At 44.5% G+C, this 23912-nt stretch carries 20 protein-coding genes; 16 read left to right on the top strand and 4 right to left on the bottom strand.

Annotation, left to right across the window (positions count from 1 at the left end; translation table 11 throughout):
• The 3 genes from VP97_RS15085 to VP97_RS15075 are packed head-to-tail and all read left to right on the top strand — an operon-like array spanning position 1 to position 2485.
• Positions 1 to 678, top strand: a complete 678-nt coding sequence (locus VP97_RS15085; RefSeq protein ID WP_050182736.1) for a response regulator transcription factor — start codon at positions 1 to 3, stop codon at positions 676 to 678.
• Complete coding sequence (locus VP97_RS15080; RefSeq protein WP_050182735.1) at positions 675 to 2054, top strand: sensor histidine kinase; 1380 nt, start codon at positions 675 to 677, stop codon at positions 2052 to 2054. Before VP97_RS15085 ends, VP97_RS15080 begins: the two co-directional genes overlap by 4 nt.
• Complete coding sequence (locus tag VP97_RS15075; protein ID WP_050182734.1) at positions 2051 to 2485, top strand: FixH family protein; 435 nt, start codon at positions 2051 to 2053, stop codon at positions 2483 to 2485. Before VP97_RS15080 ends, VP97_RS15075 begins: the two co-directional genes overlap by 4 nt.
• A 57-nt stretch (positions 2486 to 2542) precedes the next feature.
• On the opposite strand, the gene yhfH is transcribed toward VP97_RS15075, so the two are convergent.
• Entirely contained in the window at positions 2543 to 2674 is a 132-nt protein-coding gene (yhfH, locus tag VP97_RS23365) for a protein YhfH (protein ID WP_082220381.1), read from the bottom strand.
• A gap of 145 nt (positions 2675 to 2819) precedes the next feature.
• Here yhfH and VP97_RS15070 point away from each other — a divergent pair, with 145 nt between their 5' ends.
• The 3 genes from VP97_RS15070 to VP97_RS23920 all read left to right on the top strand — a co-directional run bounded on the left by VP97_RS15070 (position 2820) and on the right by VP97_RS23920 (position 5418).
• Entirely contained in the window at positions 2820 to 3554 is a 735-nt protein-coding gene (locus tag VP97_RS15070) for an MBL fold metallo-hydrolase (RefSeq protein WP_050182733.1), read from the top strand.
• Between the two features lie 84 nt (positions 3555 to 3638).
• Positions 3639 to 5189, top strand: a complete 1551-nt coding sequence (locus VP97_RS15065; RefSeq protein WP_050182732.1) for a fatty acid--CoA ligase family protein — start codon at positions 3639 to 3641, stop codon at positions 5187 to 5189.
• An 88-nt stretch (positions 5190 to 5277) separates the two neighbouring features.
• A complete protein-coding gene (locus VP97_RS23920) occupies positions 5278 to 5418 on the top strand; it encodes a hypothetical protein (protein WP_156153515.1) in 141 nt (46 codons plus the stop codon).
• A 346-nt stretch (positions 5419 to 5764) separates the two neighbouring features.
• On the opposite strand, the gene VP97_RS15055 is transcribed toward VP97_RS23920, so the two are convergent.
• Positions 5765 to 5998, bottom strand: a complete 234-nt coding sequence (locus tag VP97_RS15055; protein ID WP_050182730.1) for an IDEAL domain-containing protein — start codon at positions 5996 to 5998, stop codon at positions 5765 to 5767.
• Between the two features lie 171 nt (positions 5999 to 6169).
• Between VP97_RS15055 and VP97_RS15050 the strand changes: the two genes are divergently transcribed.
• The 8 genes from VP97_RS15050 (at position 6170) to VP97_RS15015 (ending at position 19033) form a co-directional block, all read left to right on the top strand.
• Positions 6170 to 6736, top strand: coding sequence for a competence protein ComK (locus VP97_RS15050; protein ID WP_050182729.1), 567 nt, complete (start codon positions 6170 to 6172; stop codon positions 6734 to 6736).
• Positions 6737 to 6773: 37 nt separating this feature from the next.
• Positions 6774 to 7343, top strand: coding sequence for a TVP38/TMEM64 family protein (locus VP97_RS15045; RefSeq protein ID WP_050182728.1), 570 nt, complete (start codon positions 6774 to 6776; stop codon positions 7341 to 7343).
• An 87-nt stretch (positions 7344 to 7430) separates the two neighbouring features.
• Positions 7431 to 10901 (top strand): helicase-exonuclease AddAB subunit AddB, encoded by a 3471-nt coding sequence (gene addB / locus VP97_RS15040; RefSeq protein WP_050182727.1) that lies wholly within the window; start codon positions 7431 to 7433, stop codon positions 10899 to 10901.
• Complete coding sequence (gene addA, locus VP97_RS15035; protein ID WP_050182726.1) at positions 10888 to 14559, top strand: helicase-exonuclease AddAB subunit AddA; 3672 nt, start codon at positions 10888 to 10890, stop codon at positions 14557 to 14559. Before addB ends, addA begins: the two co-directional genes overlap by 14 nt.
• A gap of 57 nt (positions 14560 to 14616) precedes the next feature.
• Complete coding sequence (locus VP97_RS15030; protein WP_050182725.1) at positions 14617 to 15786, top strand: DUF418 domain-containing protein; 1170 nt, start codon at positions 14617 to 14619, stop codon at positions 15784 to 15786.
• Positions 15787 to 15790: 4 nt separating this feature from the next.
• The gene (locus VP97_RS15025; RefSeq protein ID WP_050182752.1) at positions 15791 to 16648 is read left to right on the top strand and encodes a fumarylacetoacetate hydrolase family protein; all 858 of its coding nucleotides are present in this window, start codon (positions 15791 to 15793) and stop codon (positions 16646 to 16648) included.
• 38 nt (positions 16649 to 16686) lie between these two features.
• Entirely contained in the window at positions 16687 to 17034 is a 348-nt protein-coding gene (locus VP97_RS15020) for a YisL family protein (RefSeq protein ID WP_050182724.1), read from the top strand.
• Between the two features lie 499 nt (positions 17035 to 17533).
• Positions 17534 to 19033 carry an alpha-amylase family glycosyl hydrolase gene (locus VP97_RS15015; RefSeq protein ID WP_050182723.1) on the top strand — a complete coding sequence of 500 codons (1500 nt, stop codon included), beginning with the start codon at positions 17534 to 17536 and terminating at the stop codon, positions 19031 to 19033.
• A 37-nt stretch (positions 19034 to 19070) separates the two neighbouring features.
• Here the strand turns inward: VP97_RS15015 and VP97_RS15010 are convergent, their stop codons facing one another.
• Positions 19071 to 19889 carry a Cof-type HAD-IIB family hydrolase gene (locus VP97_RS15010; protein ID WP_050182722.1) on the bottom strand — a complete coding sequence of 273 codons (819 nt, stop codon included), beginning with the start codon at positions 19887 to 19889 and terminating at the stop codon, positions 19071 to 19073.
• A 144-nt stretch (positions 19890 to 20033) separates the two neighbouring features.
• On the opposite strand from VP97_RS15010, the gene VP97_RS15005 reads away from it, so the two are divergent.
• On the top strand, positions 20034 to 20342 hold the full coding sequence (locus tag VP97_RS15005; RefSeq protein ID WP_050182721.1) for a metal-sulfur cluster assembly factor: 309 nt from the start codon (positions 20034 to 20036) through the stop codon (positions 20340 to 20342).
• A gap of 31 nt (positions 20343 to 20373) precedes the next feature.
• Here VP97_RS15005 and VP97_RS15000 read toward each other — a convergent pair whose 3' ends face one another.
• Positions 20374 to 21066, bottom strand: a complete 693-nt coding sequence (locus VP97_RS15000) for a Crp/Fnr family transcriptional regulator (protein WP_050182720.1) — start codon at positions 21064 to 21066, stop codon at positions 20374 to 20376.
• 235 nt (positions 21067 to 21301) lie between these two features.
• On the opposite strand from VP97_RS15000, the gene clpB reads away from it, so the two are divergent.
• Positions 21302 to 23884 carry an ATP-dependent chaperone ClpB gene (gene clpB / locus VP97_RS14995; protein ID WP_050182719.1) on the top strand — a complete coding sequence of 861 codons (2583 nt, stop codon included), beginning with the start codon at positions 21302 to 21304 and terminating at the stop codon, positions 23882 to 23884.
• Positions 23885 to 23912 lie beyond the last annotated feature (28 nt).

Below are 23912 nucleotides of genomic sequence, written 5' to 3'. Positions count from 1 at the left end.
ATGACACATTTATTACTTGTGGATGATGAGCAGGACATGGTGGATCTCGTCACAATGTATTTGGAAAATGCCGGATATACAGTCAGCGCTGCTTTAAATGGAGATGAAGCGGAAAAAAAACTAAGGGAACTCGGGCCTGATCTTATCCTGCTTGATATTATGATGCCGGGACGTGACGGCTTTACTGTTTGTGAATCGATTCGTTCCTACAGTGATGTTCCGATTATTTTTTTAACGGCACGCGGAGAGGAATGGGATAAGGTACGTGCGTTCTCGCTTGGAGGAGATGATTATATTGTCAAGCCTTTTTCTCCAGGGGAAATGACCGCACGGATTCAAGCCGTGCTTCGGCGGTTCGGTTCATCGACGGAGAAACGGGAGACTATTCGGTATCAAACCCTTTCGATTGACATTCATTCCCGTACAGTAAAGGTGGATGGAACAGTCGTTGGGCTGACAATGAAAGAATTTGATTTGCTTGTTTTTCTGGCAAAGAAACGCGGCCGGATTTTCTCGCGGGAGGAATTGCTTGAAACGGTTTGGGGAGCACAATACAGTGGCGGCACACGCACAGTGGATACTCACATTAAAACATTGCGAATGAAATTAAAGCATGAAGGGGCTTCGATTGAAACGGTATGGGGAATTGGCTATAAGTTTGTGGATGGCTCTGTATGACATTTGGAAAAAAGCTGTGGATGACACTGTTTGTTTTTATTCTTATTGCTGTTGGCGCTGCATTTGGCCTTGCTTATATGCTGTATGAAAAGCTGTATGTAGAAAGCGTGAAATCCGAGCTGGCAGCTGCTGCAGAAAATTTGTCCTATGACTATGAGGGCGGGGAGCTAAGTGCGGATTTTATAAAGCAGGTGGGCTGGTTCAGCGAAAAATCACCCTTTGATGCTTTTGCAGTTCATAATCCAAGAGAGCTTGCTGCCTGTATTCCATATGAAGCAGATTATGAAACCCTTATTGGGCCGGAAGAACGGTCCCGGCTGCTTGAAAATAAAATGATTGAAGAAACAGGCTATTCAGAGAGGTTTGACCGGCAAATTATTTCGGTTATTTATCCTCTTTTAGATGACAAGCAGCTAAAAGGGATTTTGTATCTGTATATACCTCTTGAACGGATTGATGAGCTTGCTTCCAGCTTGATCATGTTTTGGGCGGCAGGAGCAGCTTTATTAATGGGGCTTCTTTTATATGGAGGCATGAAATGGACAAATTATGTGATCAAGCCGCTTGAAAATATGAAAAGGGCAGCAGTTCGTTTATCGAATGGGGACTACACAGCACGTGTGCCCGCTGAATCAAAGGATGAATTCGGCCAGCTTGCGCACACCTTTAATGAAATGGCCGAGTCTATTCAAAGAGAGGCTGAACAGCGGAAAACATTTTTAGCAACTGTCTCGCACGAGCTTCGTACGCCGCTTAGCTATATAAAAGGCTACAGTGAAGCGATGGTTAACGGTATTGGCCGTGCTGAGCAGCAGCTCGGCATTATTCATCGTGAAGCAGCACGTATGGAGCGTCTCGTAAACGACCTGCTCGAATTAATCCGACTCGATTCGAATAAGATGAATATAGAAAAAACAATCCTTCCGCTTGCTGATCTTGTGTACCGGACTGTTGATACATTTCGGTTGAAACATGAGCGTTTTTCACTCGATATAGACGAAGAAATCATTGTAAAAGGTGATGAAGGCCGCCTGGTTCAGGTAATGACCAACATTATTGACAATGCAGTGCGATATTCACAAAAAAATAAGCCTATTTACATTACGCTCAAACAGGAAAACAACGAAGTAAAGTGGATTGTCCGGGATATAGGGGCCGGTATGCCGGAAGAAGAAATTCCGAAGGTGACGAACCAGTTTTACCGGATTAACAAAGCGCGTACGCGCGAAGACGGCGGTTCAGGTTTAGGTTTATCGATTGTAAAGCAGATTGTTGAACGTCATGAGGGCGAGCTTGATATACAAAGCGAAGCAGACGTGGGAACAACCGTCATGGTCATTCTGCCTGCGCTACAAGATGAAGGAGTGGAAACATGAATTGGAAAGCAGCAGCAACGATTGTGTTTGGGCTAATACTGGCCGCCTGTGCGCCTGAAAAAGAAGTTCCATCTTCACCTCCTGAGCCGGTTGAAGCTGTGCTTGATGTACCGGACGGTGCGGATGTAGGAAAAGAAGTGATCATTTCTACAACCGTTACACAGGATGGAAAGCCGGTTGATCATGCTGATGAAGTAAAATATGAAATATGGAAAGATGGGTACAAGGAAACAAGCGAAATGCTCGATGCGGTCCCTAAAAACGATGGCATTTATACGGTATCCAAAACGTTTAATGAAAAAGCGGTGTACCATATACAGGTTCACGTAACAGCAAGGGGAATGCATACAATGCCGAAATCATCTCTTTCTGTTGGAAATACTGCACCTTCTAACTTGGAAGAGGAAGAAATTCATCATGAAAGCGAATAAATTGTCAAAAACCCCCTGCCGGCTTAGGCAGGGGGTTTTTTTGCAGAAACGACAGAGTTACAAATCTTTCGATGCACAAGTTGAGCATGTGTTACTGTAGCAGTCATGCTGCTCTTCGATATGTGAACCGCAGCTTGCGCATTGTTTTGGTGGAAGATTTTTGAAAAAGTCAATGATGTTTGTGATCATGTTTACCTCTCCTTTGTTATATAACTGATTGATTTGTTATTAGTAGTGTATTATAACAGAACTAAAACGTCAACCGTTTTCTGAAAATTTATTTTATTTTTTTGTAATAAGGGAATACAATGAAAAAAGAAAGGAGCATACATACATGAATGTAACTGTACTGGGCTGCTGGGGCGGCTTTCCGAAAGCGAATGAAGCCAGCAGCGGATATTTAATAGAACATGATGGGTTTAAACTGCTTGTAGACTGCGGCAGCGCTGTTTTATCGAAACTGCAAAATCATTTAAAGCCGGCAGATCTGAATGCCGTTATTCTGTCCCATTATCATGCGGATCATGTAGCGGATATTGGTGTATTGCAGCATGCGCTTTTAATTGATTCTTTCACAAGTAAAACGAGGGAAGAGCCTCTGACTATTTACGGCCATAATGAAGCAGACGGATTCCAAATCCTAACGTACAAAAACATAACAAAGGGCATTGCTTATGATCCCGCCGACACACTTCAAGTCGGGCCTTTTTCGATTTCGTTTTTTAAAACAAATCATCCGGCACCCTGCTATGCTATGAAAATTACGGACGGGACGGACACTGTTGTGTATACAGCGGACACAGCTTTTCAAAAAGAGCTGGCTTCTTTTGCGAAAGGTGCAGATGTACTGCTGGCTGAAAGCAATTTGTATAAAGGAATGGATGGCTCATCGGCCGGGCATATGACAGCGCAGCAAGCCGGTATACTTGCCAGGGAAGCTGGAATAAAAACGCTTGTCTTAACACACCTTCCGCATTTTGGGGAACTTGAGCAGCTTGTACAGGAAGCAGGAGAGGAATTTGAAGGCACCATTTTGCTGGCAAAAGAGAACCTGGAAATCGGCCTGTAAAAAGCCGCGCTTGCGGCTTTTTTCCCATTTTATATAATAAAAAGAAATGAACTCGCTATTTTTCTTTACAGGGAGGATAAAATTGTGAATATATCACTGGCACTTGAACAAATCGCTGCTGCCCATCCGGATAAAAATGCTTATACGTTTCTTCAAACGTCTGCTACATATAGCGACTTAAATGAGGCTGCCACAAGATTTGCGGCCGGTCTGCAATCGCTTGGTTTTCAAAAGGGAGACCATGTTGCCCTATTGCTCGGAAACTCACCGCAGTTTATCATTTCGCTGTACGGTGCCCTGCGCGCAGGTCTTACTGTTATTCCAATCAATCCAGCTTATACACAAAGTGAATGGCTTTATATTTTGAAAAACGGCAGGGCCAGGGCGGTAGTCATGACAAATCAGCTGCTTCCTGTTATGGAAAATGTGTCTGCTGATCTTTCTTTTGTCAGCCATTTTATTGTTTGCTCACCAGGAGGGGAACCACTGATTGAATCAAATGAAGCGCCAGCTATTCACATCGAAATGAAACCGTTTTCTGATTTGATCGCCTGCAAAAATAAGCTGCAGTGGCCCAACCTGGAAGAAGAAGATACAGCTGTGATTTTGTATACCTCTGGTACAACCGGCCGGTCGAAAGGTGCCATGCTTACACATAAAAATATTTATTCAAATGCACGTGATGTCGCCCAATACTTAAGGATAACAAAAGCAGATACCGTGATTACGGTTCTGCCGATGTTTCACGTATTTTGCTTAACTGTTATGCTGAATGCGCCAATTGTCTGTGGAGCTGAAATGATTATTCTGCCGGCTTTTAGCCCGAAAGAAGTGTTTGAAGCGGCGAAAAAACATAAAGCAACCGTGTTTGCAGGAGTGCCGACGATGTACGCTTTTTTACTTCAGCATTCAATTGTGCATCCAGCGGATTTTTCTTCTGTCCGTCTTTGCATTTCCGGCGGTGCGTCTATGCCTGTTTCCTTGTTGAGAGAGTTTGAAGAAAAATTTCATATTCGTGTTTCGGAAGGATACGGTTTGTCAGAAGCCAGTCCGGTTACCTGCTTTAATCCACTGGATCGGCCACGTAAAGCTGGTTCGGTTGGCTGTTCCATTCCAAATGTTGAAAATAAAATTGTCAATGAACTTGGAGAAGAAATAGAGATTGGACAGGTAGGAGAACTAATTGTAAGAGGACCGAATGTGATGAAAGGGTATTATAAAATGCCTGAAGAAACAGCAGCAGCTCTTCGTGACGGCTGGCTGTATACGGGAGACCTGGCCCGCCAGGATGATGAAGGGTATTTTTATATTGTAGACCGGAAAAAAGACCTTATTATTGTTGGTGGATATAATGTATATCCGCGCGAAGTAGAAGAAGTGTTATACGAGCATCCAGATATTATAGAGGCGGCTGTGGTGGGAGCACCAGACTCCTACTATGGCGAAGAGGTTCTCGCTTTTATTGTACGAAAAGGAGACTCGCTGACAGAAGAAAAGGTGCGAAGATATTGTGAAGAAAAGCTTGTTTCCTATAAAGTACCAAAATCCATTGAGTTTTTACAGGAGCTGCCCAAAAATACAACGGGCAAAATTTTAAGAAGATCTCTTAAAAAACAAATTGATAAACAAAAGTAAACTATACGCTCGCACATCGCCATCGTTTTTTTATGAATATCCTAATGGGAGATAGTGTGCCGCTGATCGTTCTAGGAAGTGCGGTATCATGATCACAAAAGCCAGGTGGCCTGCGCTTCATGCGGCAGTACTAACTTATGCGTTTACCTGTTTCCATTCTCCATTCAAGCGGCTGGTCATTACTGCTTCAACGTGGATCACGACAACGGGTACTAAGGCAGCTGCTTAAGTAAAAAGAGGCAGGACCAAAGACGAGCATAACAATTGAGGCTGCAGCAGCGGAAATGATGACTGTCATGCATGCTTCTGTTTGTTTTTATTTAAGAGTAAGGAGGTAGCGGGACACTTCGAAAACATTCTGTATAAAACCTTTTATGAAAACTTGATTTTTGCTTTAATGAAAACAGCAGCTGCCAATATGATTGTTTCTTTAAATTATTTGGGATTTTACCGGCGTTATCGTTTGTTTAATACAAGAGGGGGTACGCGCTCAAAAGCGCCCGTATCCAGCAGGATACGGGTCTTTTTTTGATATGGGATATTGGTCTCTTGGGGAAACCGGTGTGAAGGGAGCTTTAAGATGCGTGATACGTTTTCTCCAAACGATTTAATTCATCGGATAGAGCAATAAAAGCAGAGCGGTCACCTTGATCAAGTGAAAGATCGATTTTTTCCATTAACACTGCTTTTTCTTTTTTGTATAGAATATCGCTTAAAAAGCTGTCAATAAATTCACTAATTACTGTTTTTTCCTTTTCGCGGGGCATCGGGGACTTCATCATTTCGGCAAAATAATTGTTGTTTTCCATTTTTAATCACCTCTGATACCTTTTTTTTATTATATGGGATTCCAAACAACTAATCAACAGAAAGTTTTAAATTTTTAGAAAATTATTTCGCGTGGCAAATGGGACAAATTTACTGCTGAATGCTAGAATAAAATAGTTCGAATAATGAAAAGAAACGGGTGAATCGATCAAGTGAACAACCAGCCGAATCAAGTAAACAGCGAATATGTTATCAATGAACGTACTCTTTCCCTGGAACCGATCCGTTTTGGAGAATATACAAAAGTGTATGAAAAAAACAGTGAACCGGTTATGATAAAGAAAACGCCGCTGAAAATTATTCGGCAAAGCTGCATTCGATACCTTTCAACTTATGACGGCCGGAGAGAAGCTTCTACCAAAGTTCTTGGTATCAATCGAAAAGTTCCGGTTAATGTGGATCATTGGAAAGGTACTTATCTATTCCCGACGATTTCTCATTTAAAACCTGAATGCACATGGATTACACTTTCTCATTTAAAATTCTTAGAAAAAATCGATAAAAAACAAACAAAAGTAACATTTACAGATGATCAGTTTATTACAGTTCCAGTTTCGCCTCTGGCTGTTCATAACCAGATTATGATGACAAAGGCGCTTTATGAAAGAGCCAACGCCGCCACAGCATCTATACAAACAGAAAAAGTAACACGCCCTCAGCACGTTGTTGGCGTAAAAGAAAATGTTATTTCGTTTTTCTATACCCGAAACAGGGAATGAAGAGAAACAAGGATAGATCACGAAAGGGAACAAGTCAATGAATTTTTCAATAGATCAGATTATGGAATGGATTCAGCGGTACGAGTCATTCGGACCGCTTCCGGGCTTTCTTCTGCCCCTTCTTGAGGCGTTTCTGCCCTTTTTGCCGCTTTTTGCTTTTGTGTTAGCAAATGTAAATGCATTTGGGCTCTGGCTCGGTTTTTTAATTTCATGGGGAGGGGCCGTCACAGGGTCTTTCCTTGTTTTTTTGCTTGTAAGAAGGTTTGGACAGCAGCGTATTTTACGTTTTCTGCAGCAAAACAAGCAGGTAGGACAAATGATGAATTGGATGGACCGCCACGGCTTTGCACCTATTTTTTTAATGCTTTGCTTCCCCTTTACACCATCTGCGATTGTAAACATCGTGGCTGGTCTGTCCCATATTAGTGTCGTTCAATATTTATTCGCCGTTATGGCAGGGAAGACTGTGATGATCTTTACAATCAGTTATGTCGGTCATGATCTTTTTGCCCTTATTCACCAGCCGGGAAGGACAGCAGTGATCATCGCGGCAATTGCGCTTTTATGGGCGGCAGGAAAGCAATTAGAAAAGCGTCTTCAAAAATAAAACGGTGTGTGGGCCGTTTTTATTTTCGGTTTTTGACCGAACGTATGATCTTTGTTATACTGAAAGGAAGTAAAAGGGGGAATCCGGATGGCTTTACAATTTATTATCGGACGTTCCGGTTCGGGAAAAACAGAACATATTATCAGTGAAATCAAAGAACGCCTCATCCGGCATCCAGAAGGAAAGCCGATTATTTATATTGTGCCGGAGCAAATGTCATTTCTGTCAGAGTACCGTTTGGCAGCTGACCAGGAAATCGGCGGCATTATCCGGGCACAAGTATACAGCCTGACACGGCTTGCCTGGCGTGTCCTGCAGCAGGAAGGCGGCATGAGCAGGCAGCATATTACACCGGCCGGCCGCAATATTTTAATCCGTAAAATTATTGAAGAACACCGTCAGGATTTGGCTGTTTTTGCGAAGGCGGCTGATAAAACGGGTTTTGTCAGTACAGTCGAGCAGATGCTCACAGAATTTCGCCAATACTTAATTGCGCCGGGTGAAATGGAAGAACACCGCAAGCATGTTCCGGCTGCTCTTGCAGATAAACTGAGTGACCTCCAAATGATTTATACGTCTTATGACCGTGCGCTTGCCGGCAAATATATAGATTCTGAGGATTATTTAAGGCTCCTTGCCCAGATGGCCGCTTCCTCTTCATATGTACGGGAAGCTGATATATATATAGACGGATTTCATAGCTTTACACCTCAGGAATATGACGTGATAAGAGTTTTGATGAAAACAGCCAATGAAGTCACGATTGCCCTAACAACGGACCGCCCTTTCCGGGACGAGGTGCCCGAGGATACGCATTTGTTCCGCCAGCCGGGACGTGCGTATCATGACTTGTATCGGGTTGCTGCGGAAGAGGAAATCGATATAAAGAAGGATTTGATCCTGTACGGCCATAAACGCCAGAAAGAGCCTTCTCTTATTCACCTTGAAACGCAGTTTGATAAACGTCCGGCAAAACCTCAGGAAAACAGTAGCGGTATAACTTTGTGGCAGGCGGCAAGCAGACGGGCTGAAGTGGAAGCAGCAGCACGTGAAATTCGTCGCCTTTCCCGTGAAGACGGGCTGCGTTACAAGCAAATGGCGCTGCTTGTACGAAACGGGGAAGATTACCGTTCTATCATTGAAACTGTTTTTGATGACTACAGCATTCCATTTTTTATCGATCAAAAAAGACCAATGCTCAATCATCCGCTTGTAGAGCTGATCCGCTCTTCGTTGGAAGTGATTGGTGGGAAATGGCGCTATGAAGCGGTTTTTCGTGCAGTCAAAACAGATATGCTGTTTTCCTTTGATCAGCCTCGTGAACATGTGCGCCGCGAGATGGACCTGCTTGAAAATTATGTTCTTGCTCACGGAATTTATGGTGAGCGCTGGACAAACGGGGAGCGGTGGACATACCGGCGTTATATGGGGCTGGAATTTACTGCGGTAGCACAAACCGATGAAGAAAGGTCATTTGAAGAACGGTTAAATGAAATGAAAGAGTTTATTGCTGCGCCGCTTTTTAGACTGGAAAAACGAATGAAACGGGCTAAAAATGCAATGGATTGCTGCCGTGCCCTTTATCAATTTATTGAAGAGCTCAATGTTCCACAAAAAATAGAAAAGCTGTCTATCGAAGCAGAAGAACGCGGCGAGCTGGCTGAGGCAGCACAGCATAATCAAGCATGGGATGCGGTAATTGGCATGCTTGATGAATATGCGGAGGTAGCTGGCAATGAGGAAATGGACGCGAAAAAATTTGCTGCGGTACTGGATGCTGGTCTTGAGGCACTTGAATTTTCTATTGTGCCGCCGGCAGCTGATCAAGTAATTGTGGCCAATCCTGACAAGTCCAGGCTTGCTGATATTCATACCGCTTTTATTGTTGGCATGAATGATGGTGTGTATCCGGCCCGGCAGATGGAAGGCGGTATTTTAGATGATGAGGAAAGAGAAGCGCTTCTTTCTTCCGGTATGCATGTAGCACCAGGCAGCAAAACGAGGCTGCTTGATGAGGAGCTGATCACTTATCGAGCTTGTACCGTCCCATCGCATCGCTTATATGTTTCGTGGCCCATAGCTGATGCAGAAGGAAAGTCTCTTCAGCCTTCGCCTTATTTAAAAAGGATGCAGGAATGGTTCAAACAAATAGAGGAAGCAGTTATTGCGAATGACCCGGCTGATTTACCGGCTTCGGAGCAGCTGGCTTATATTTGCCATCCGGAACCGACGCTCTCTTATTTAACCTCCCAGCTTCAAATGAAAAAACGAGGATATCCGGTTTATCCATTTTGGTGGGATGTTTATAACCTTTATCTTGAAAGCAGCCGGAAAAAAGCAGGCTTTGTTCTTGACAGCCTGGCTTATGAAAATAAAACAATACCGCTGCAGGACAAAACAAGCCTTGACCTGTATGGAACTGATATGATTGCCAGTGTATCGAGAATGGAAACCTTCCATTCCTGCCCGTTCAGCCATTTTGCCCGTCACGGCTTGAAGCTGCGTGACCGGCTTGTGTATCGTCTTGAAGCACCGGATATTGGGGATCTTTTTCACGGCGCACTCAAATGGATTGCGGAAGAGGTTGAGAAAAGAGGAATGAAATGGCCAGAACTTACACCGGAACAATGCCGTTCCTTTGCAAGAACAGCCGTAGAAGAACTGGCTCCAAAGCTTCAAAATCGTATTTTAATGAGTTCTCACCGGCACCTTTATATTCAAAACAAGCTGGAACAAATTATTGCCCGTGCTTCAACGGTTTTAAGCGAGCAAGCAAAAGTAAGCGGCTTTTCTCCTCTCGGTATTGAGCTGGCGTTTGGTCCCCGTTCGGAATTACCGCCGCTCATTTTTGAATTAAAAAATGGAGCACGTATGTCACTGGCCGGCCGAATTGACCGGGTTGACCGCGCACATGGAACGAACGACACTTATTTGCGTGTAATTGACTACAAATCAGGCAGCCGGGACGTAGACATGACAGAAATTTACTACGGGTTTGCGATGCAGATGCTGACTTATCTCGATATTGTTGTCACACATTCACCAATGTTAACCGGTACTCAGGCAAGGCCTGGAGGTGTATTGTACTTTCATGTCCATAATCCATTTTTAAATACGAAAAAATTTATGACAATTGATGAAATCGAGAAGGAGCTGATGAAAAGCTTCCGTATGAAAGGGCTTGTGCTCGAGGAAGACGAGGCGATTCATTTGATGGACCAGCAGCTTGAAGCAGGAGACTCACTCGTTATTCCAGCCGGCTTTAAAAAAGACGGTACGCTGTCGGCCCGTTCAAAAACAGCGGATGACAGTGAATTTAAGGCGATGAGAAGCCACGTTCGCGGCTTGTATGAAAAAGCAGGCAACGCAATTGTTTCCGGACGTGTAGATATCACGCCGTACCGTTACAACAAAAAAACGCCATGTACATTTTGCTCCTACCAGCAGGTATGCCAGTTTGACGATACACTTGATGAAAATAACTACCGGATCATCCGGCCAAAGAAAAATGAAGAAATTATTGACATGATGAAGGAGGAGAACGATGAGCAGCTATAACGTTCCCCAAAAACCGGACGGAGCCCGCTGGACAGATGACCAGTGGAAAGCGATTTACGCAGAAGGAAGCGATATCCTGGTCGCTGCGGCAGCTGGTTCTGGCAAAACTGCTGTACTGGTTGAGCGTATTATTCAAAAAATGATTCGGGAAGAAGCACCGGTAGATGTAGATGAACTGCTGGTTGTAACGTTTACCAATGCAGCAGCAGCCGAAATGCGCCAGCGAATTGGCGAAGCGCTTGAACGGGAAATTGAGAAAAATCCTGCCTCGAGTCGTCTGCGCCGCCAGCTTCGTTTATTAAATAAAGCGTCTATCTCCACTCTTCATTCTTTTTGTTTGGAGGTCATTCGGAAATATTATTATGTAATTGATATCGATCCTGGTTTCCGTATTGCCGATGATACCGAAGCCATTCTTATTCGGGATGAGGTGCTTGAAGACCTGCTTGAAGAAGAATACGCCAATCCGGATAACGGCTCTTTTTACACATTAGTTGATACATTTTCCGGAGACCGAAGTGACGCAGATCTTCAGCAAGCGGTTATTCAATTATTTAATTTTGCTCGTTCCCATCCGGATCCGGACCGATGGCTGAGTGAATTGCCTTCTTTGTATGAAGCAGCAGAATCAATCGACGAGCTTCCCTTTATCGAACCGTTAAAAAAAGATATTCGTTTTCAGCTGCAAAATGCACAGGCATTGCTCCAGGAAGGGTTAGAGATGACCGATCTGCCGGGCGGTCCAACACCGCGTATAGAAAATTTTACTGCAGATCACGCAATGGTAACAGCGCTGCTTGGATGCGAAACGTGGGAGGAATGGTATAGCGCGTTTCAGTCTGTGAAATTCCCAACCTTAAAAGCGTGCAAAGGCGATGCATATGACGAAGAGCTGAAAGAACGCTCAAAGCAGGTTCGAGACAGCGCCAAAAAACTGGTGACCGAATTGAAAGATACCTTTTTTACCCGGAAGCCTGAAAATTGGCTGAAGGACCTGACGGAAATGAAGCCGATCGTTCAACGATTGTCAGAGCTTGTTCTCGCTTTTTCAGCGAGGTATGCAGAAGTTAAGCGGGAAAAAGGCCTGACCGATTTTAGTGATCTTGAGCATTATGCACTGGCTATTTTAACCGACGCCGGCCAGCCCTCCAAAGCAGCCCAAGCGTATCGACGCCGTTTTAAAGAAGTGCTCGTAGATGAATATCAGGATGTAAATATGGTTCAGGAAACGATCGTCCGCCTTGTCTCCTATGACAATGAACAATCAGGTAATCTATTTATGGTAGGCGATGTAAAGCAGTCTATTTATCGTTTTCGTCTGGCAGAGCCGGGGCTTTTCCTTGGCAAGTACAATCGTTTTCATTCAGAAGGCATAGATGCTGGCTTGAAAATTAATCTGTCCCGTAATTTCCGAAGCCGCCAGGAAGTGCTTGACGGCACCAATTATATCTTTGAGCAAATTATGGGGACAGAAGTCGGAGAAATTGAGTACGGTGAAGAAGAAGCACTCCGTTTAGGAGCATCTTATCCAGAAGCGGTTTACCCGATTGAAGTAGCCGTAATTGACAGTGACGCTCCTGAAGCAGCAGAAGGTGATGAAATAGATCGTGAGGATGCAGAGCAATCTCAGCTGGAGTCCCGTTTAATCGCTTCGAAAATCAAGGAGCTGATCGAATCAGGCCATCCAATTTGGGATCCGAAAACAGGTACAATGCGTCCAGTGCAATATCGGGATATCGTTATTTTGATGCGCTCTCTTACGTGGGTACCGGAAATGATGGAAGAGTTTAAGCATGCTGGTATTCCTGTTTATGCCAATACATCGGGCGGCTATTTCCGGGCAACTGAAATCTCTGTGATGCTGTCATTGCTTCATGTAATCGATAACCCGTTTCAGGATATTCCGCTGGCAGCGGTACTTCGTTCTCCCATTGTCCGTTGTACAGAGGATGAAATGGCCACAATCCGGGTCGCTTCCCAAAAAGGAAGCTATTTTGAAGCACTGCTTGCTTTTATGGAAAAGGATCAAAACCATGCGTCTTTAAAGGAAAAGGTCGCTCCGTTTCTGGAAAAACTTGAAACATGGCGATCTATTGGGCGCAGCGGTGCCTTGTCTGATTTAATCTGGGCTTTATACCGCGATACACAGTTTTACGCTTTTGCGGGTGGGATGCCGGGTGGAAAGCAGCGACAGGCTAACTTGCGTGCCCTCTATGACCGGGCGAGACAATATGAGGAAACATCGTTTCGCGGATTATTCCGCTTTTTGCGTTTTATCGAACGGATGCGTGAGCGGGGAGATGATTTGGGGACAGCGCGCGCTTTGTCCGAGCAGGAAGATGTAGTCCGGATCATGACGATTCATGCAAGTAAGGGCCTTGAGTTTCCCGTTGTCTTTACAGCAGCGGCAGGCCGCCGTTTTAACATGATGGACTTAAATGGACGTGTGCTGTTTGATAAGGATTATGGTATCGCTGTAAAATATATGAATCCTGAAAAAAGAATTGCCTGGCCGTCTCTTGTGCAGCTTGCTTTTCAGCGCAAAAAGAAATTAGAGCTTCTTGCAGAAGAAATGCGTGTCTTGTATGTAGCGATGACCCGGGCAAAAGAGCGGCTGGTTGTTACAGCTTCTGTGAAAAAATTAGAGAAAAAAATGGAAGCATGGACCCTTGCAGGAGAGCACCCGTCACGGTTGCTCAGGGATGCAGTGCGTGCTTCGGCAGGCTCTTATGTGGACTGGATCGGCCCAGCCCTTATGCGGCATCAGGATGTAGGGAAGGGCCATTCATTTTTTGCAGATCATCCGTCACGCTTTCAACTGGACATTACAGCAGCAGAAAGCTTGATTGCTTTCCAGGCAGAAAACGAAGAGAAGGAAGAGTCCTGGCTGGATTTACTGAAGGAACGAAAAGAGTATCCGGAGCAATCGCCTGAAAAAGAAGAAATTAGGAAGCGGATGACATGGAAGTATGAATTTCCTGAGGCGGTTCGGCTCCGTTCCAAACAGTCCGTGTCCGATCTTAAAAGGTCGAATGATATTTACAGTGAAGGGGCGTCTAATGAAGCGGCACGTTCATATCGTCGACCTATCTTCCGCCGCCCTCGATTTGTACAGGAAAAGCAGCTTTCACCTGCAGAAATCGGTACTGCGGTTCATACGGTTATGCAGCATATTGACTTAAAGCATGCCCCGTCCGAGGTGTCAGTAGAACGGCTTTTAGATGAATTGATTGGAAAAGAGCTGCTTACGATTGAACAAGCTGAAGCTGTTGATGCCGGAGCAGTCGTTGCCTTTTTTGCCACTGAGCCGGGCCGAATGCTTTTGGCCGCCGATCATGTACAGCGTGAACTGCCTTTTAATATGGGCATGCCTGCACGTGAAGCAGGGATGGGCGAATCCGATGAAGTGATTTTGGTTCAAGGAGTCATTGACTGTTTGTTTGAGTACAGAGGCCGCCTGTATTTACTCGATTATAAAACTGACCGAATCACAGATCGTTTCGCCGGAGGCTTCGAGGAAGCAAAGCCGGTGCTCACTAAGCGGTACAAAGTACAAATTGAGCTTTATGCCAAAGCGGTTGAGCGAATTTGGAAGCGCCAGATTGATGGGAAATTTGTTTTTTTCCTAGACGGCGCTCATGTAGTAGAATATACGTAATTTGTTCCTTTTCTGTTATGATAAGTAAGTAATCATAACAGAAAAGGACGTGGTTGGTTGCAATATGCGGAGCAGAAGGGAACTAATCGAGTTGCTTCCATCGATATACTAAGAGGCATTTCCCTTTTTGGTATTTTTCTTGTGAATATGCTGTCGTTTCATTCTCCTTATTTTTATTACAATCCGTATGAATGGTGGGAAGCACCTCAGGATAAACTGGCGTTTTCCTGGATTGACGTGCTTGTACAGGCAAGCTTTTACCCAATTTTTGCGGCTATGTTTGGATTCGGCGCGGCTATGCAGCGTGAAAAAGCGCTCGAAAAAACGGGGACATTTGCTTGGACAGGCGTGCGGCGCTTTCTGTTTTTGCTTGTTTTAGGCATCAGTCATGCCATTTTGATCTGGCCGGGCGACATTTTATTTAATTATGCTGTGTGTGGCTTTCTGCTCCTGTTTTTTCTTCGTTTGTCGGGAAAAACCTTACTGAGAGCCGGTCTGCTCCTGCTGTTTGTACCAGCTGTTTTGTTTAGCTCTCTGCTTTTTTTATCAAGTTTATCGGATCCGTATAATGCCTCCTTTTGGACAGACATTACGTCGGTTTCAAATTCAATTGCGGCTTATGGAAGCGGATCTTATGCAGAAGTAACAGAACAGCGGATTTATGATTGGACAAACAATAATATAGTTGAAGGTGCTTTTTTATTTCAGCTTATAACCATTTTTCCGTTTTTATTAATTGGTGCAGGGGCATATAAGCTGCATATGATTCAAGCCTGGTCAGCTCACCCTAAGAAAACGCTGCGGCTTTTTGCTTTTCTTTTTGGAGCAGGTCTCCTGCTTAAAGGCGTACCGCATATACTTGGGCCAAGCCATATAGCGTATATGTATGTGCAGGATTCTCTTGGAGGACCGGTGCTTGCGGCTTCTTACGCTGTGCTCGTTGTTTATCTATGCACGCGTACTCGGCCGTTGAAACTGCTTATGCCTTTTGCGCAGGCTGGGAAAATGTCGCTGACCAATTATTTAATGCAGTCTATTATTGGCTCGCTTTTGTTTTATGCTTATGGACTCGGTTTTTATGGACAAGTGACAGTCACAACTGGCATTTTGCTTTGTGTAACCATTTTCACTGTACAGGTGATCGTTTCCGGTTTATGGATAAACAGGTTCCAACGTGGGCCGATGGAAGCTCTATGGAGATTTTTTACTTATGGAAAAAGGGGATGAGAACATGAAGTGGATGAGCTTTAAACAGGATGGAAAAGAGAAATATGGTTTTTATGAAGAAGAAAAGCAAGAGGTAGGCATTGTTTCTGATATGGAAGGCGCACCAGCGACGCTTGCTGCTGCTATTGAAGAACAGGAGTTTTTAGCTTCTATTTCTCGTGATACAAAATCAGTGCCGTACATAAAAGAGACATCTATCGAATGGCTGGCTCCGATTCCACGCCCGCTGAAAAATGTAATGTGTGTGGGCAAAAATTATCGAGATCATGCGATTGAAATGGGAGGAGAAGTGAGCGTACCGGAACACCCTATGATTTTTACAAAAGCGCCGACCACTGTCAGTGCACACAAAGCATCTATTCCCGCTTATGAATCTTTAACCGATTCACTCGATTATGAAGGCGAGCTGGCTGTAATTATCGGCAAAAAGGGAAAAGAAATTACCCGCGAAGATGCACTTGATTATGTTTTTGGCTACACTGTACTAAATGATATTACCGCACGGGATTTACAAAGCCGCCATAAACAGTTTTTTATTGGAAAAAGCCTGGATGGCAGCTGTCCAATGGGGCCCTGGATTGTTTCAAAAGATGAGGTGGCAGATCCTCACAATCTAGCGATTCAAACAACTGTAAATGGGGAAATAAGACAGCAGTCTGATACATCTCATTTTATTTTTCCAATTGATGAAGTGATTCATGTTTTATCAAAAGGGATGACACTTGAACCTGGTGATATTATTGCAACCGGAACACCCGCGGGAGTAGGGTTTGCAATGGATCCGAAAGGGACGCTGCAAAAAGGAGACACGGTTGAAATTACGGTTGAAGGGGTTGGAACCTTGTCGAATACCGTACAGTAATAGTATGGTAAAATAAGAAAGAAAAAGGAGGAGGATTTATGGACTTTTTAACACAGTCTACCCATGTGCATATTACAACGTGGGTGATTGCGCTCATCTTGTTTTTGGTTGCACTAAGAAAGCCATCAACCGGTGTACATATGGGGCTGCGCCTGTTTTATGTTTTCATTTTAATTACAGGTTTTGCGCTGTTTACCACGTTTGACAGCTTAAGTCCAATGTGGTATGGCATTAAAATGCTTTTAGGAATCATTACAATTGGACTGATGGAAATGACCCTTGTACGGAAGAAAAAGGGCAAAAGCAACGGCGGTGTTTTGGCCGGGGCATTTATTGTGCTTATCTTAACCGTGATCCTGGGCTTTGCTCTTCCAGGCATTATTTGATCGAGGCTTAACCAAAGAGCTGCGTGCGAAAAAACGCAGCTTTTTTCTTATAATGGAAAAAGGAGGCTCTTAAATGTTTCCCGTTTTTTTATGGATTCTTGTTTTTGTTTCATTTTTCGTGACTGTTCAACTCGTTTCATTTTATTTAAAAAGGGCTGAGTCACTGGAAACGAGTGAGGTGGTTCTAATAAAAGAAAAAGAGGATTCATCCTCCAGATAACCGTCATTCCAGTAAAGGGAAGGCGGTTATTGTTTTATATACCTACAATGGCTGCGACGTGATCGAACCATCCTGGAGGGATTACAGGAAAACCAGTAGGATGCAAAGGAAAACGGAGTTCCCCTCCATAAAAAGAAAGAAATCCCAGCGCTTATTTCGTAAGTAATTTGATTGGAACCGTGGCATTTTTTTGAACAATTTCCGCTTTCATTGACGACATGTAGGAAAAAGCGTACTCTAAATGAGAATGGAACACTTTGGCGCAGGGGGAAACAAGCTGTGAGAAAACGATTTCTTTCGCTTATTATCATCCCGTTTCTTTTGTTATCGGGAGGCACGGCTTCGGCAGAAGAAAAAGAGGAAAATTGGCAGGATGAAACAATGTATTTTTTAATGACGGACCGGTTTATGAACGGGGATCGTTCAAACGATCAACAAACGAATAATAATGATCCGTCCGCTTACCAGGGCGGTGACTTTAAAGGGATTCAAAACAAGCTTGATTATGTAAAAGAGCTCGGCAGTACGTCTATTGTTATTTCGCCTGTGTTTGAAAATGAAGCAGGTGCCTATCATGGTTATCACATCACAGACTATACAAAACTAAACCCTCAATTTGGCACTGAGCAGCAATTAAAAGCGTTGGTTGACAGTGCACACAAAAAAGGAATACGTGTGTTAGTAGACTTTCCGGCTACACGGGTAAGTACAGAGCATGTATGGCTGAAGGAAGCGGATAAAGCCGACTGGTTTACGAACGTGTCGGTTCCACAAAAGCCGGGTTGGCTTGGTAACATGGCACTATTAAACACGGAAAACTCTGAAGTCCAATCGGCTCTCGTAAAAGCCGCGGTAAATCTTGCGGAAAGAACAGGAATTGATGGATATTTTTTCAGCAGCGCTTCAGCGGCAAAGCCGGATTTCTGGTCCGCTTTTCATGAGGCGATGCCCGAAATGCATCTTATTGGAGAAATGACAGAAGTGCCCTTACAAACAGCCGCTGTTTACGAGCAAGCCGGGCTTGACGCGGTGACGTCTTCCTGGATTCAGGAGCCGCTGCGTAATCAATTTGCGACAGTAGACCGTCCGTCAGACGCCGTGCAAAAATGGCTTCTCGAAGAAAAAAGAGAGCTCAAGCATCCTTTGGAAACGGTTCATTTAACAGATTCGGCTTTGACAGACCGTTTTACGCTCGACATGGCAAATGAAAATATGTTTCCGGGCGCGCGCTGGCGGATGGCACTTACATATCTCTACACGGCTCCTGGAACGCCGGCTGTTTTTTACGGATCAGAAATTGCGCAAAACGGAGAAAGTGGTCCGGACGCACACGGATTGATGAATTTCCGGACGGATCAGGAGCTAGTTGATTACATTAAGCAGATAGCAGCCCTGCGTCAAGAACTGCCGGCGCTTAGACGCGGTTCTTATGAGTCGATTTATGAGCAAAACGGCTTGTCTGTGTTTAAGCGTCAATACAAAGATGAAACGATCGTAGTAGCCATTAACAATACAGGTGAAACACAAAGTATCGCAATCCCCGCTTCTAAGCTGGATGAAGACAAAGAGCTGCGCGGCCTGCTTGCTGGTGACATGTCACGTGCAGCAGATGGAGAATTTACTATTATCCTTGACCGTGAAGAAGCGGAAATTTATGCGCTGGCAGAGAAAACAGGTGTCAATTATGCGTTTATTGCAGCTATGGCAGCTGTTTGGGTTGTTTTTGTTTTGTTTCTTTATGTTGTATGGAAGCGTGGCAAAAGGGCGGCACAATCGTAAAAAAAGACTTCTCAGCGAATGGGCTGAGAAGTCTTTTTTAAGCCAATGTTTTTAATGATAATCGTTCCTCTAAGAAAACGGCAATACCGTCCTCTTCATTTGAAACGGTGATGTCGTTAGCGATCGATTTCAGGGCATCAATACCGTTGCCCATCGCAACGCCTGTGCCGGCATAATCAATCATTTCAAGATCATTATCTTCGTCCCCAAATGCGATAATCCGGTCTGGCGGAATGCCGATCCAGTCCGAGACTCTTTTTAAGCCCACCGCTTTGCTTAAGCCGCTTTTGACAATTTCAATTACGTGCCATGGAGCGGCCCAGCGGCGATGGTCAATTACTTCTGCGTGTACGTCACTTAAATGGCGTCGAATGGCCGGCACCTGTTCCTCCGTTGCATGAATGAGCATGCTTGTTGGATGATCCGTCAGCTTTTCGCGCAGGTCACCTGTTGTCACAACAGGATTGCCCATATTAAATACGTCAATAAGCTTTTCATCATGATAGTGGAAATAAACGTTATCAAGCACTTCGGCAATAATATTGTGGAAATCAAAATCATGGCATGCTTCAACAACATCAATGGCTGTTTTCAATTCCATCGGCTCATGAAAGAATCCCCATTTTTGATTGCCGGGATGATGAACAAAGGCACCGTTGAAATTTACAATCGGTGTTTTTAATCCGAGCTCCGCATAGTAAGGAGCGCTTGAGCGGAACGGGCGGCCCGTGGCAATCATTACTTCATGCCCGTGCTCCATTGCTTGTTGGAGAGTACGTTTTGTGCGGGGAGAAATGGTTTTTTGATCGGTTAATAATGTACCATCGAGGTCTAACACGATTAAATGCTTTTCCATACAGGCGAGTCACTCCTTTGTCAGTTCTTTTTTTAGTGTAGAGGGTTGAGGTGCCGTTTGTAAAGAAACAGGCTTTTTGCTCATCATTCGAAGAAATGTCTGTTATGATAAAGCTATACGTGTAAATTGAAAGGAGTGCTTTAAATGGATCAGGATTTAAAAGAAAATATTATGGGTGCGCTTGAGCAGGTTGTGGATCCGGAGCTGGGTATTGATATTGTCAATCTTGGGCTTGTGTACGACGTGGATATGGATGATGCCGGAAAAACAACTGTTACCATGACATTAACGTCTATGGGATGTCCGCTTGCCGGCGTAATCGTTGATCAGGTAAAAGCAGCGCTTTCCGATATTCCAGAAGTCACAGAAGTGGAAACAAATATTGTCTGGACACCGGTTTGGTCGCGCGACATGATGTCACGCTACGCAAAAATTGCGTTAGGCATTCAGTAAAAAAGAAGGTTCCTTTACGGAACCTTCTTTTTTAGTCGATCTGACAAATATCAATCGGACAATTTTCACAATGAATTTCCCGTTTTAAATAATCAATATCACAGAGTGTAATTTGATTGCGACGCATTTTGATAATACCTTCTTTTTTTAACTGAGCAAGAAGACGGTTAACAACTTCCCGGGAGGTTCCACACAAATTGGCCATCTCCTGATTGGTCAAAGATATATTGAGAAAAAGGCCTTCTTCCGTCTGTTTGCCGAATGTATTACCCATCCGGATCAAAGTGGAATAAACAACGCCCTTTTTTCCATTTAAAACAAGATCACGCAGCTTTGACTGGGTTCGCACATGATCAGCTTGTGTATAGCGGAGCCAGCTTATCATCCATTCGGGCGTTGAAGACAAAAGCTTTTCTAAAGCCCGGCGTGAGACAGTCCACGCTTCTCCATATTCCAGCGCCTTTGCATTCATTATATAAACGGTGTCCTCTTCAAACAGGGTCATTTCAATAAGCATGTTCTTCTTTTTGGATACGCGGATTGTCAGCTCGCGGCCGTCCGGCCCAATCTTGCCCACCTGCACTTTGCCGGATCGAATCCAAAAAATATCATTGGCGGGTTCGCCTTCTTGAAAAAGATAGGCTCCTTTTTGAAAGGAACAAACATGCCGCTCTTTTGTAAACAGCTCTTCAAGTGCTTGTGTGAGAGCGGGTTCAAACGCCATGACAGTCACCTCTTTTTCTCCTGTTTTAACGAGAAAAAAGAATGTTACAACGTTTCTGTACTGCGCTGCCGCTGTTGAAGAAGTGAAAAGCAGCGCCCAACAATAAACATAGTTGACGGCTTCTTTTTGCTTGTCAGTGAATCAATAAATTTCACGGCGTTTTCTTTGCTTAAACCGAGGGGATATTTTAAAATAGAACAAAAGGTCAAAAAAGGTCAAGGAGGTTTTTTGACAAATGAATATGGAGCAAATGACATATACAATGCAGGAAGCGCTGGCGGCCGCCCAGCAGAGCGCGGTGGAACGAAACCATTCAGATGTTGACACCGTACATATGATGATAGCACTGCTTTCAAAAGAAGCCGGCTTGTTCAGCCGGATTTTTGAACGTGCCGGTCTTTCGAAAGCGTCCTTTCTTAAATTCGTACAAAGTGAAATACAGTCGAGGCCTGCTGTAACTGGAAATGTGCAGCACGGTGCTTACTTATCAGGCGGACTGAATACGTGGTTTCAAAAAGCTGCCGAGGTTCAAAAGCAATGGGAAGACGCTTACCTATCAGTTGAGCATATGGCCGCTGCGATCTTTTCAGCGGGTGCGAAAACAGCTGATTTCATGAAAAGAGAAAACATTTCGGAACACACTGTTTTGGAAGCCATTCATGATATAAGGGGGAATGAAAAAGTGACAACACAAAATCCAGAATCAGGCTATGAGGCATTGGAGAAATATGGACGTGACCTGGTCGAAGAAGTCCGAGCAGGAAAAATCGACCCGGTAATCGGCCGTGATGAAGAAATTCGCCACGTAATCCGTATTCTATCGCGAAAAACAAAAAACAATCCTGTATTAATCGGCGAGCCAGGCACGGGTAAAACAGCCATTGTCGAAGGGCTTGCCTGGAGAATTGTTCGAAAAGATGTGCCCGATGGTTTAAAAGACAAAACGATTTTTTCACTCGATATGAGTTCGCTTATTGCCGGTGCAAAATTTCGCGGGGAATTTGAAGAGCGGCTAAAAGCGGTCTTGAATGAAGTGAAAAAAAGTGAAGGGCGCATTCTACTATTTATCGACGAAATTCATACCATTGTCGGTGCGGGTAAAACAGAAGGATCGATGGATGCCGGTAATATGCTGAAGCCGATGCTGGCACGGGGGGAGCTGCATTGTATCGGTGCCACAACACTAGACGAGCATCGCCAATATATTGAGAAAGATCCTGCTTTGGAGCGTCGTTTTCAGCCGGTTCTCGTATCTGAGCCGAATATTGAAGATGCCATTTCCATTTTGCGCGGTTTAAAAGAGCGCTTTGAAATTCATCATGGCGTAAATATTCATGACCGGGCGCTCGTAGCAGCAGCGACTCTGTCCAACCGCTATATTACCGACCGGTTTTTACCAGATAAAGCCATTGATCTTGTAGATGAAGCATGTGCCATGATCCGAACTGAGATTGACTCAATGCCGTCCGAGCTGGATGCGGTGATGCGCCGGGTTATGCAGCTTGAAATTGAAGAAGCCGCTCTCCGGAGAGAAAAAGACCGTGAAAGTGCGGCACGTCTCGAGCAAATCCAACGGGAGCTGGCGGATTTAAAAGAGCAGGCAGATGCGATGAAAGCCCGATGGATGAGTGAAAAAGAAGCTATTATGAGCGTGAAAGACAAGCGGGAAGAACTGGATCGGCTTCGCCGTGAGCTGGAGGACGCGGAAAGCAGATACGATTTAAACCGTGCTGCCGAATTACGCCATGGTCAAATTCCAGCATTGGAAAAGGAACTCTCTGCTCTTGAATCAGCCGCTTCATCAGAGAAAGACGACCGTCTGCTTCGGGAGGAAGTAACAGAAGAAGAAATTGCTTCTATTGTTGCCCGTTGGACCGGTATTCCGGTAACAAAACTTGTGGAAGGAGAGCGTGAGAAGCTGCTCCGTCTTGAAGAAATTTTACACGAGCGGGTCATCGGACAGGATGAAGCAGTATCTCTTGTAAGCGATGCTGTACTGCGGGCCCGGGCAGGTATTAAAGATCCAAATCGGCCGATCGGATCATTTTTATTTTTGGGTCCGACTGGTGTTGGGAAAACTGAGCTTGCCAAAACGCTCGCCGACGTTTTATTTGACAGTGAAGACCAGATGATCCGTCTTGATATGTCTGAATATATGGAGAAGCATTCAGTATCCAGGCTGGTCGGCGCACCTCCAGGATATGTCGGCTATGAAGAAGGAGGACAGCTTACAGAAGCTATCCGCCGCCGTCCTTATTCTGTCGTGCTGCTGGATGAAGTAGAAAAAGCACATCCGGACGTATTCAATATATTGCTGCAAATGCTTGATGACGGCCGGATTACTGATTCCCAGGGCCGTATGATTGACTGTAAAAATACAGTTGTCATTATGACATCTAATATCGGCTCTTCTTTTCTGCTTGAAGCAGGTGGAGAAGAAGAAATACCAGAAGAAGCGAAAAACAGTGTTATGACACAGCTGCGAGGCCACTTCCGGCCGGAATTTTTAAACCGGGTAGATGACATCGTTCTCTTTAAGCCGCTCACGCGTGAAAACTTAAAAGGTATTGCCGGCAAAGTGCTTGAAGGCTTATCGGAACGCTTGCTTGAACGCGGTGTTACGCTTCGGGTAACAGAGGAGGCAAAAGAGAAAATTGCCGAGGAAGGGTATGATCCTGTTTTTGGTGCCCGTCCGCTCAAACGGTTCGTTCAGCGTAATATTGAAACACAGGCGGCCCGGGCTATTATTGCAGGTGCGATTTTGCCAGGAGCTGAAGCAACTATTGACGTGGAAAATGGTGAACTAGTTGTAAAATAAAAAGGCGTCTCCCTCCAGGGGAGCGCCT

The sequence above is a fragment of the Domibacillus robiginosus genome, from assembly GCF_000966195.1.
Lineage (GTDB): Bacteria > Bacillota > Bacilli > Bacillales > Domibacillaceae > Domibacillus > Domibacillus robiginosus.
This window is presented reverse-complemented; position numbering and strand designations above follow the sequence as displayed.

What these genes read in the sequence shown, in the direction of transcription:
- VP97_RS15085 (WP_050182736.1), top strand. Translation starts at nt 1, where the DNA reads ATGACACATTTATTACTTGTGGATGATGAGCAGGACATGGTGGATCTC.
- VP97_RS15080 (WP_050182735.1), top strand. Translation starts at nt 675, where the DNA reads ATGACATTTGGAAAAAAGCTGTGGATGACACTGTTTGTTTTTATTCTT.
- VP97_RS15075 (WP_050182734.1), top strand. Translation starts at nt 2,051, where the DNA reads ATGAATTGGAAAGCAGCAGCAACGATTGTGTTTGGGCTAATACTGGCC.
- yhfH (WP_082220381.1), bottom strand. Translation starts at nt 2,674, where the DNA reads ATGATCACAAACATCATTGACTTTTTCAAAAATCTTCCACCAAAACAA.
- VP97_RS15070 (WP_050182733.1), top strand. Translation starts at nt 2,820, where the DNA reads ATGAATGTAACTGTACTGGGCTGCTGGGGCGGCTTTCCGAAAGCGAAT.
- VP97_RS23920 (WP_156153515.1), top strand. Translation starts at nt 5,278, where the DNA reads ATGATCACAAAAGCCAGGTGGCCTGCGCTTCATGCGGCAGTACTAACT.
- VP97_RS15055 (WP_050182730.1), bottom strand. Translation starts at nt 5,998, where the DNA reads ATGGAAAACAACAATTATTTTGCCGAAATGATGAAGTCCCCGATGCCC.
- VP97_RS15045 (WP_050182728.1), top strand. Translation starts at nt 6,774, where the DNA reads ATGAATTTTTCAATAGATCAGATTATGGAATGGATTCAGCGGTACGAG.
- addB (WP_050182727.1), top strand. Translation starts at nt 7,431, where the DNA reads ATGGCTTTACAATTTATTATCGGACGTTCCGGTTCGGGAAAAACAGAA.
- addA (WP_050182726.1), top strand. Translation starts at nt 10,888, where the DNA reads ATGAGCAGCTATAACGTTCCCCAAAAACCGGACGGAGCCCGCTGGACA.
- VP97_RS15025 (WP_050182752.1), top strand. Translation starts at nt 15,791, where the DNA reads ATGAAGTGGATGAGCTTTAAACAGGATGGAAAAGAGAAATATGGTTTT.
- VP97_RS15020 (WP_050182724.1), top strand. Translation starts at nt 16,687, where the DNA reads ATGGACTTTTTAACACAGTCTACCCATGTGCATATTACAACGTGGGTG.
- VP97_RS15010 (WP_050182722.1), bottom strand. Translation starts at nt 19,889, where the DNA reads ATGGAAAAGCATTTAATCGTGTTAGACCTCGATGGTACATTATTAACC.
- VP97_RS15005 (WP_050182721.1), top strand. Translation starts at nt 20,034, where the DNA reads ATGGATCAGGATTTAAAAGAAAATATTATGGGTGCGCTTGAGCAGGTT.
- VP97_RS15000 (WP_050182720.1), bottom strand. Translation starts at nt 21,066, where the DNA reads ATGGCGTTTGAACCCGCTCTCACACAAGCACTTGAAGAGCTGTTTACA.
- clpB (WP_050182719.1), top strand. Translation starts at nt 21,302, where the DNA reads ATGAATATGGAGCAAATGACATATACAATGCAGGAAGCGCTGGCGGCC.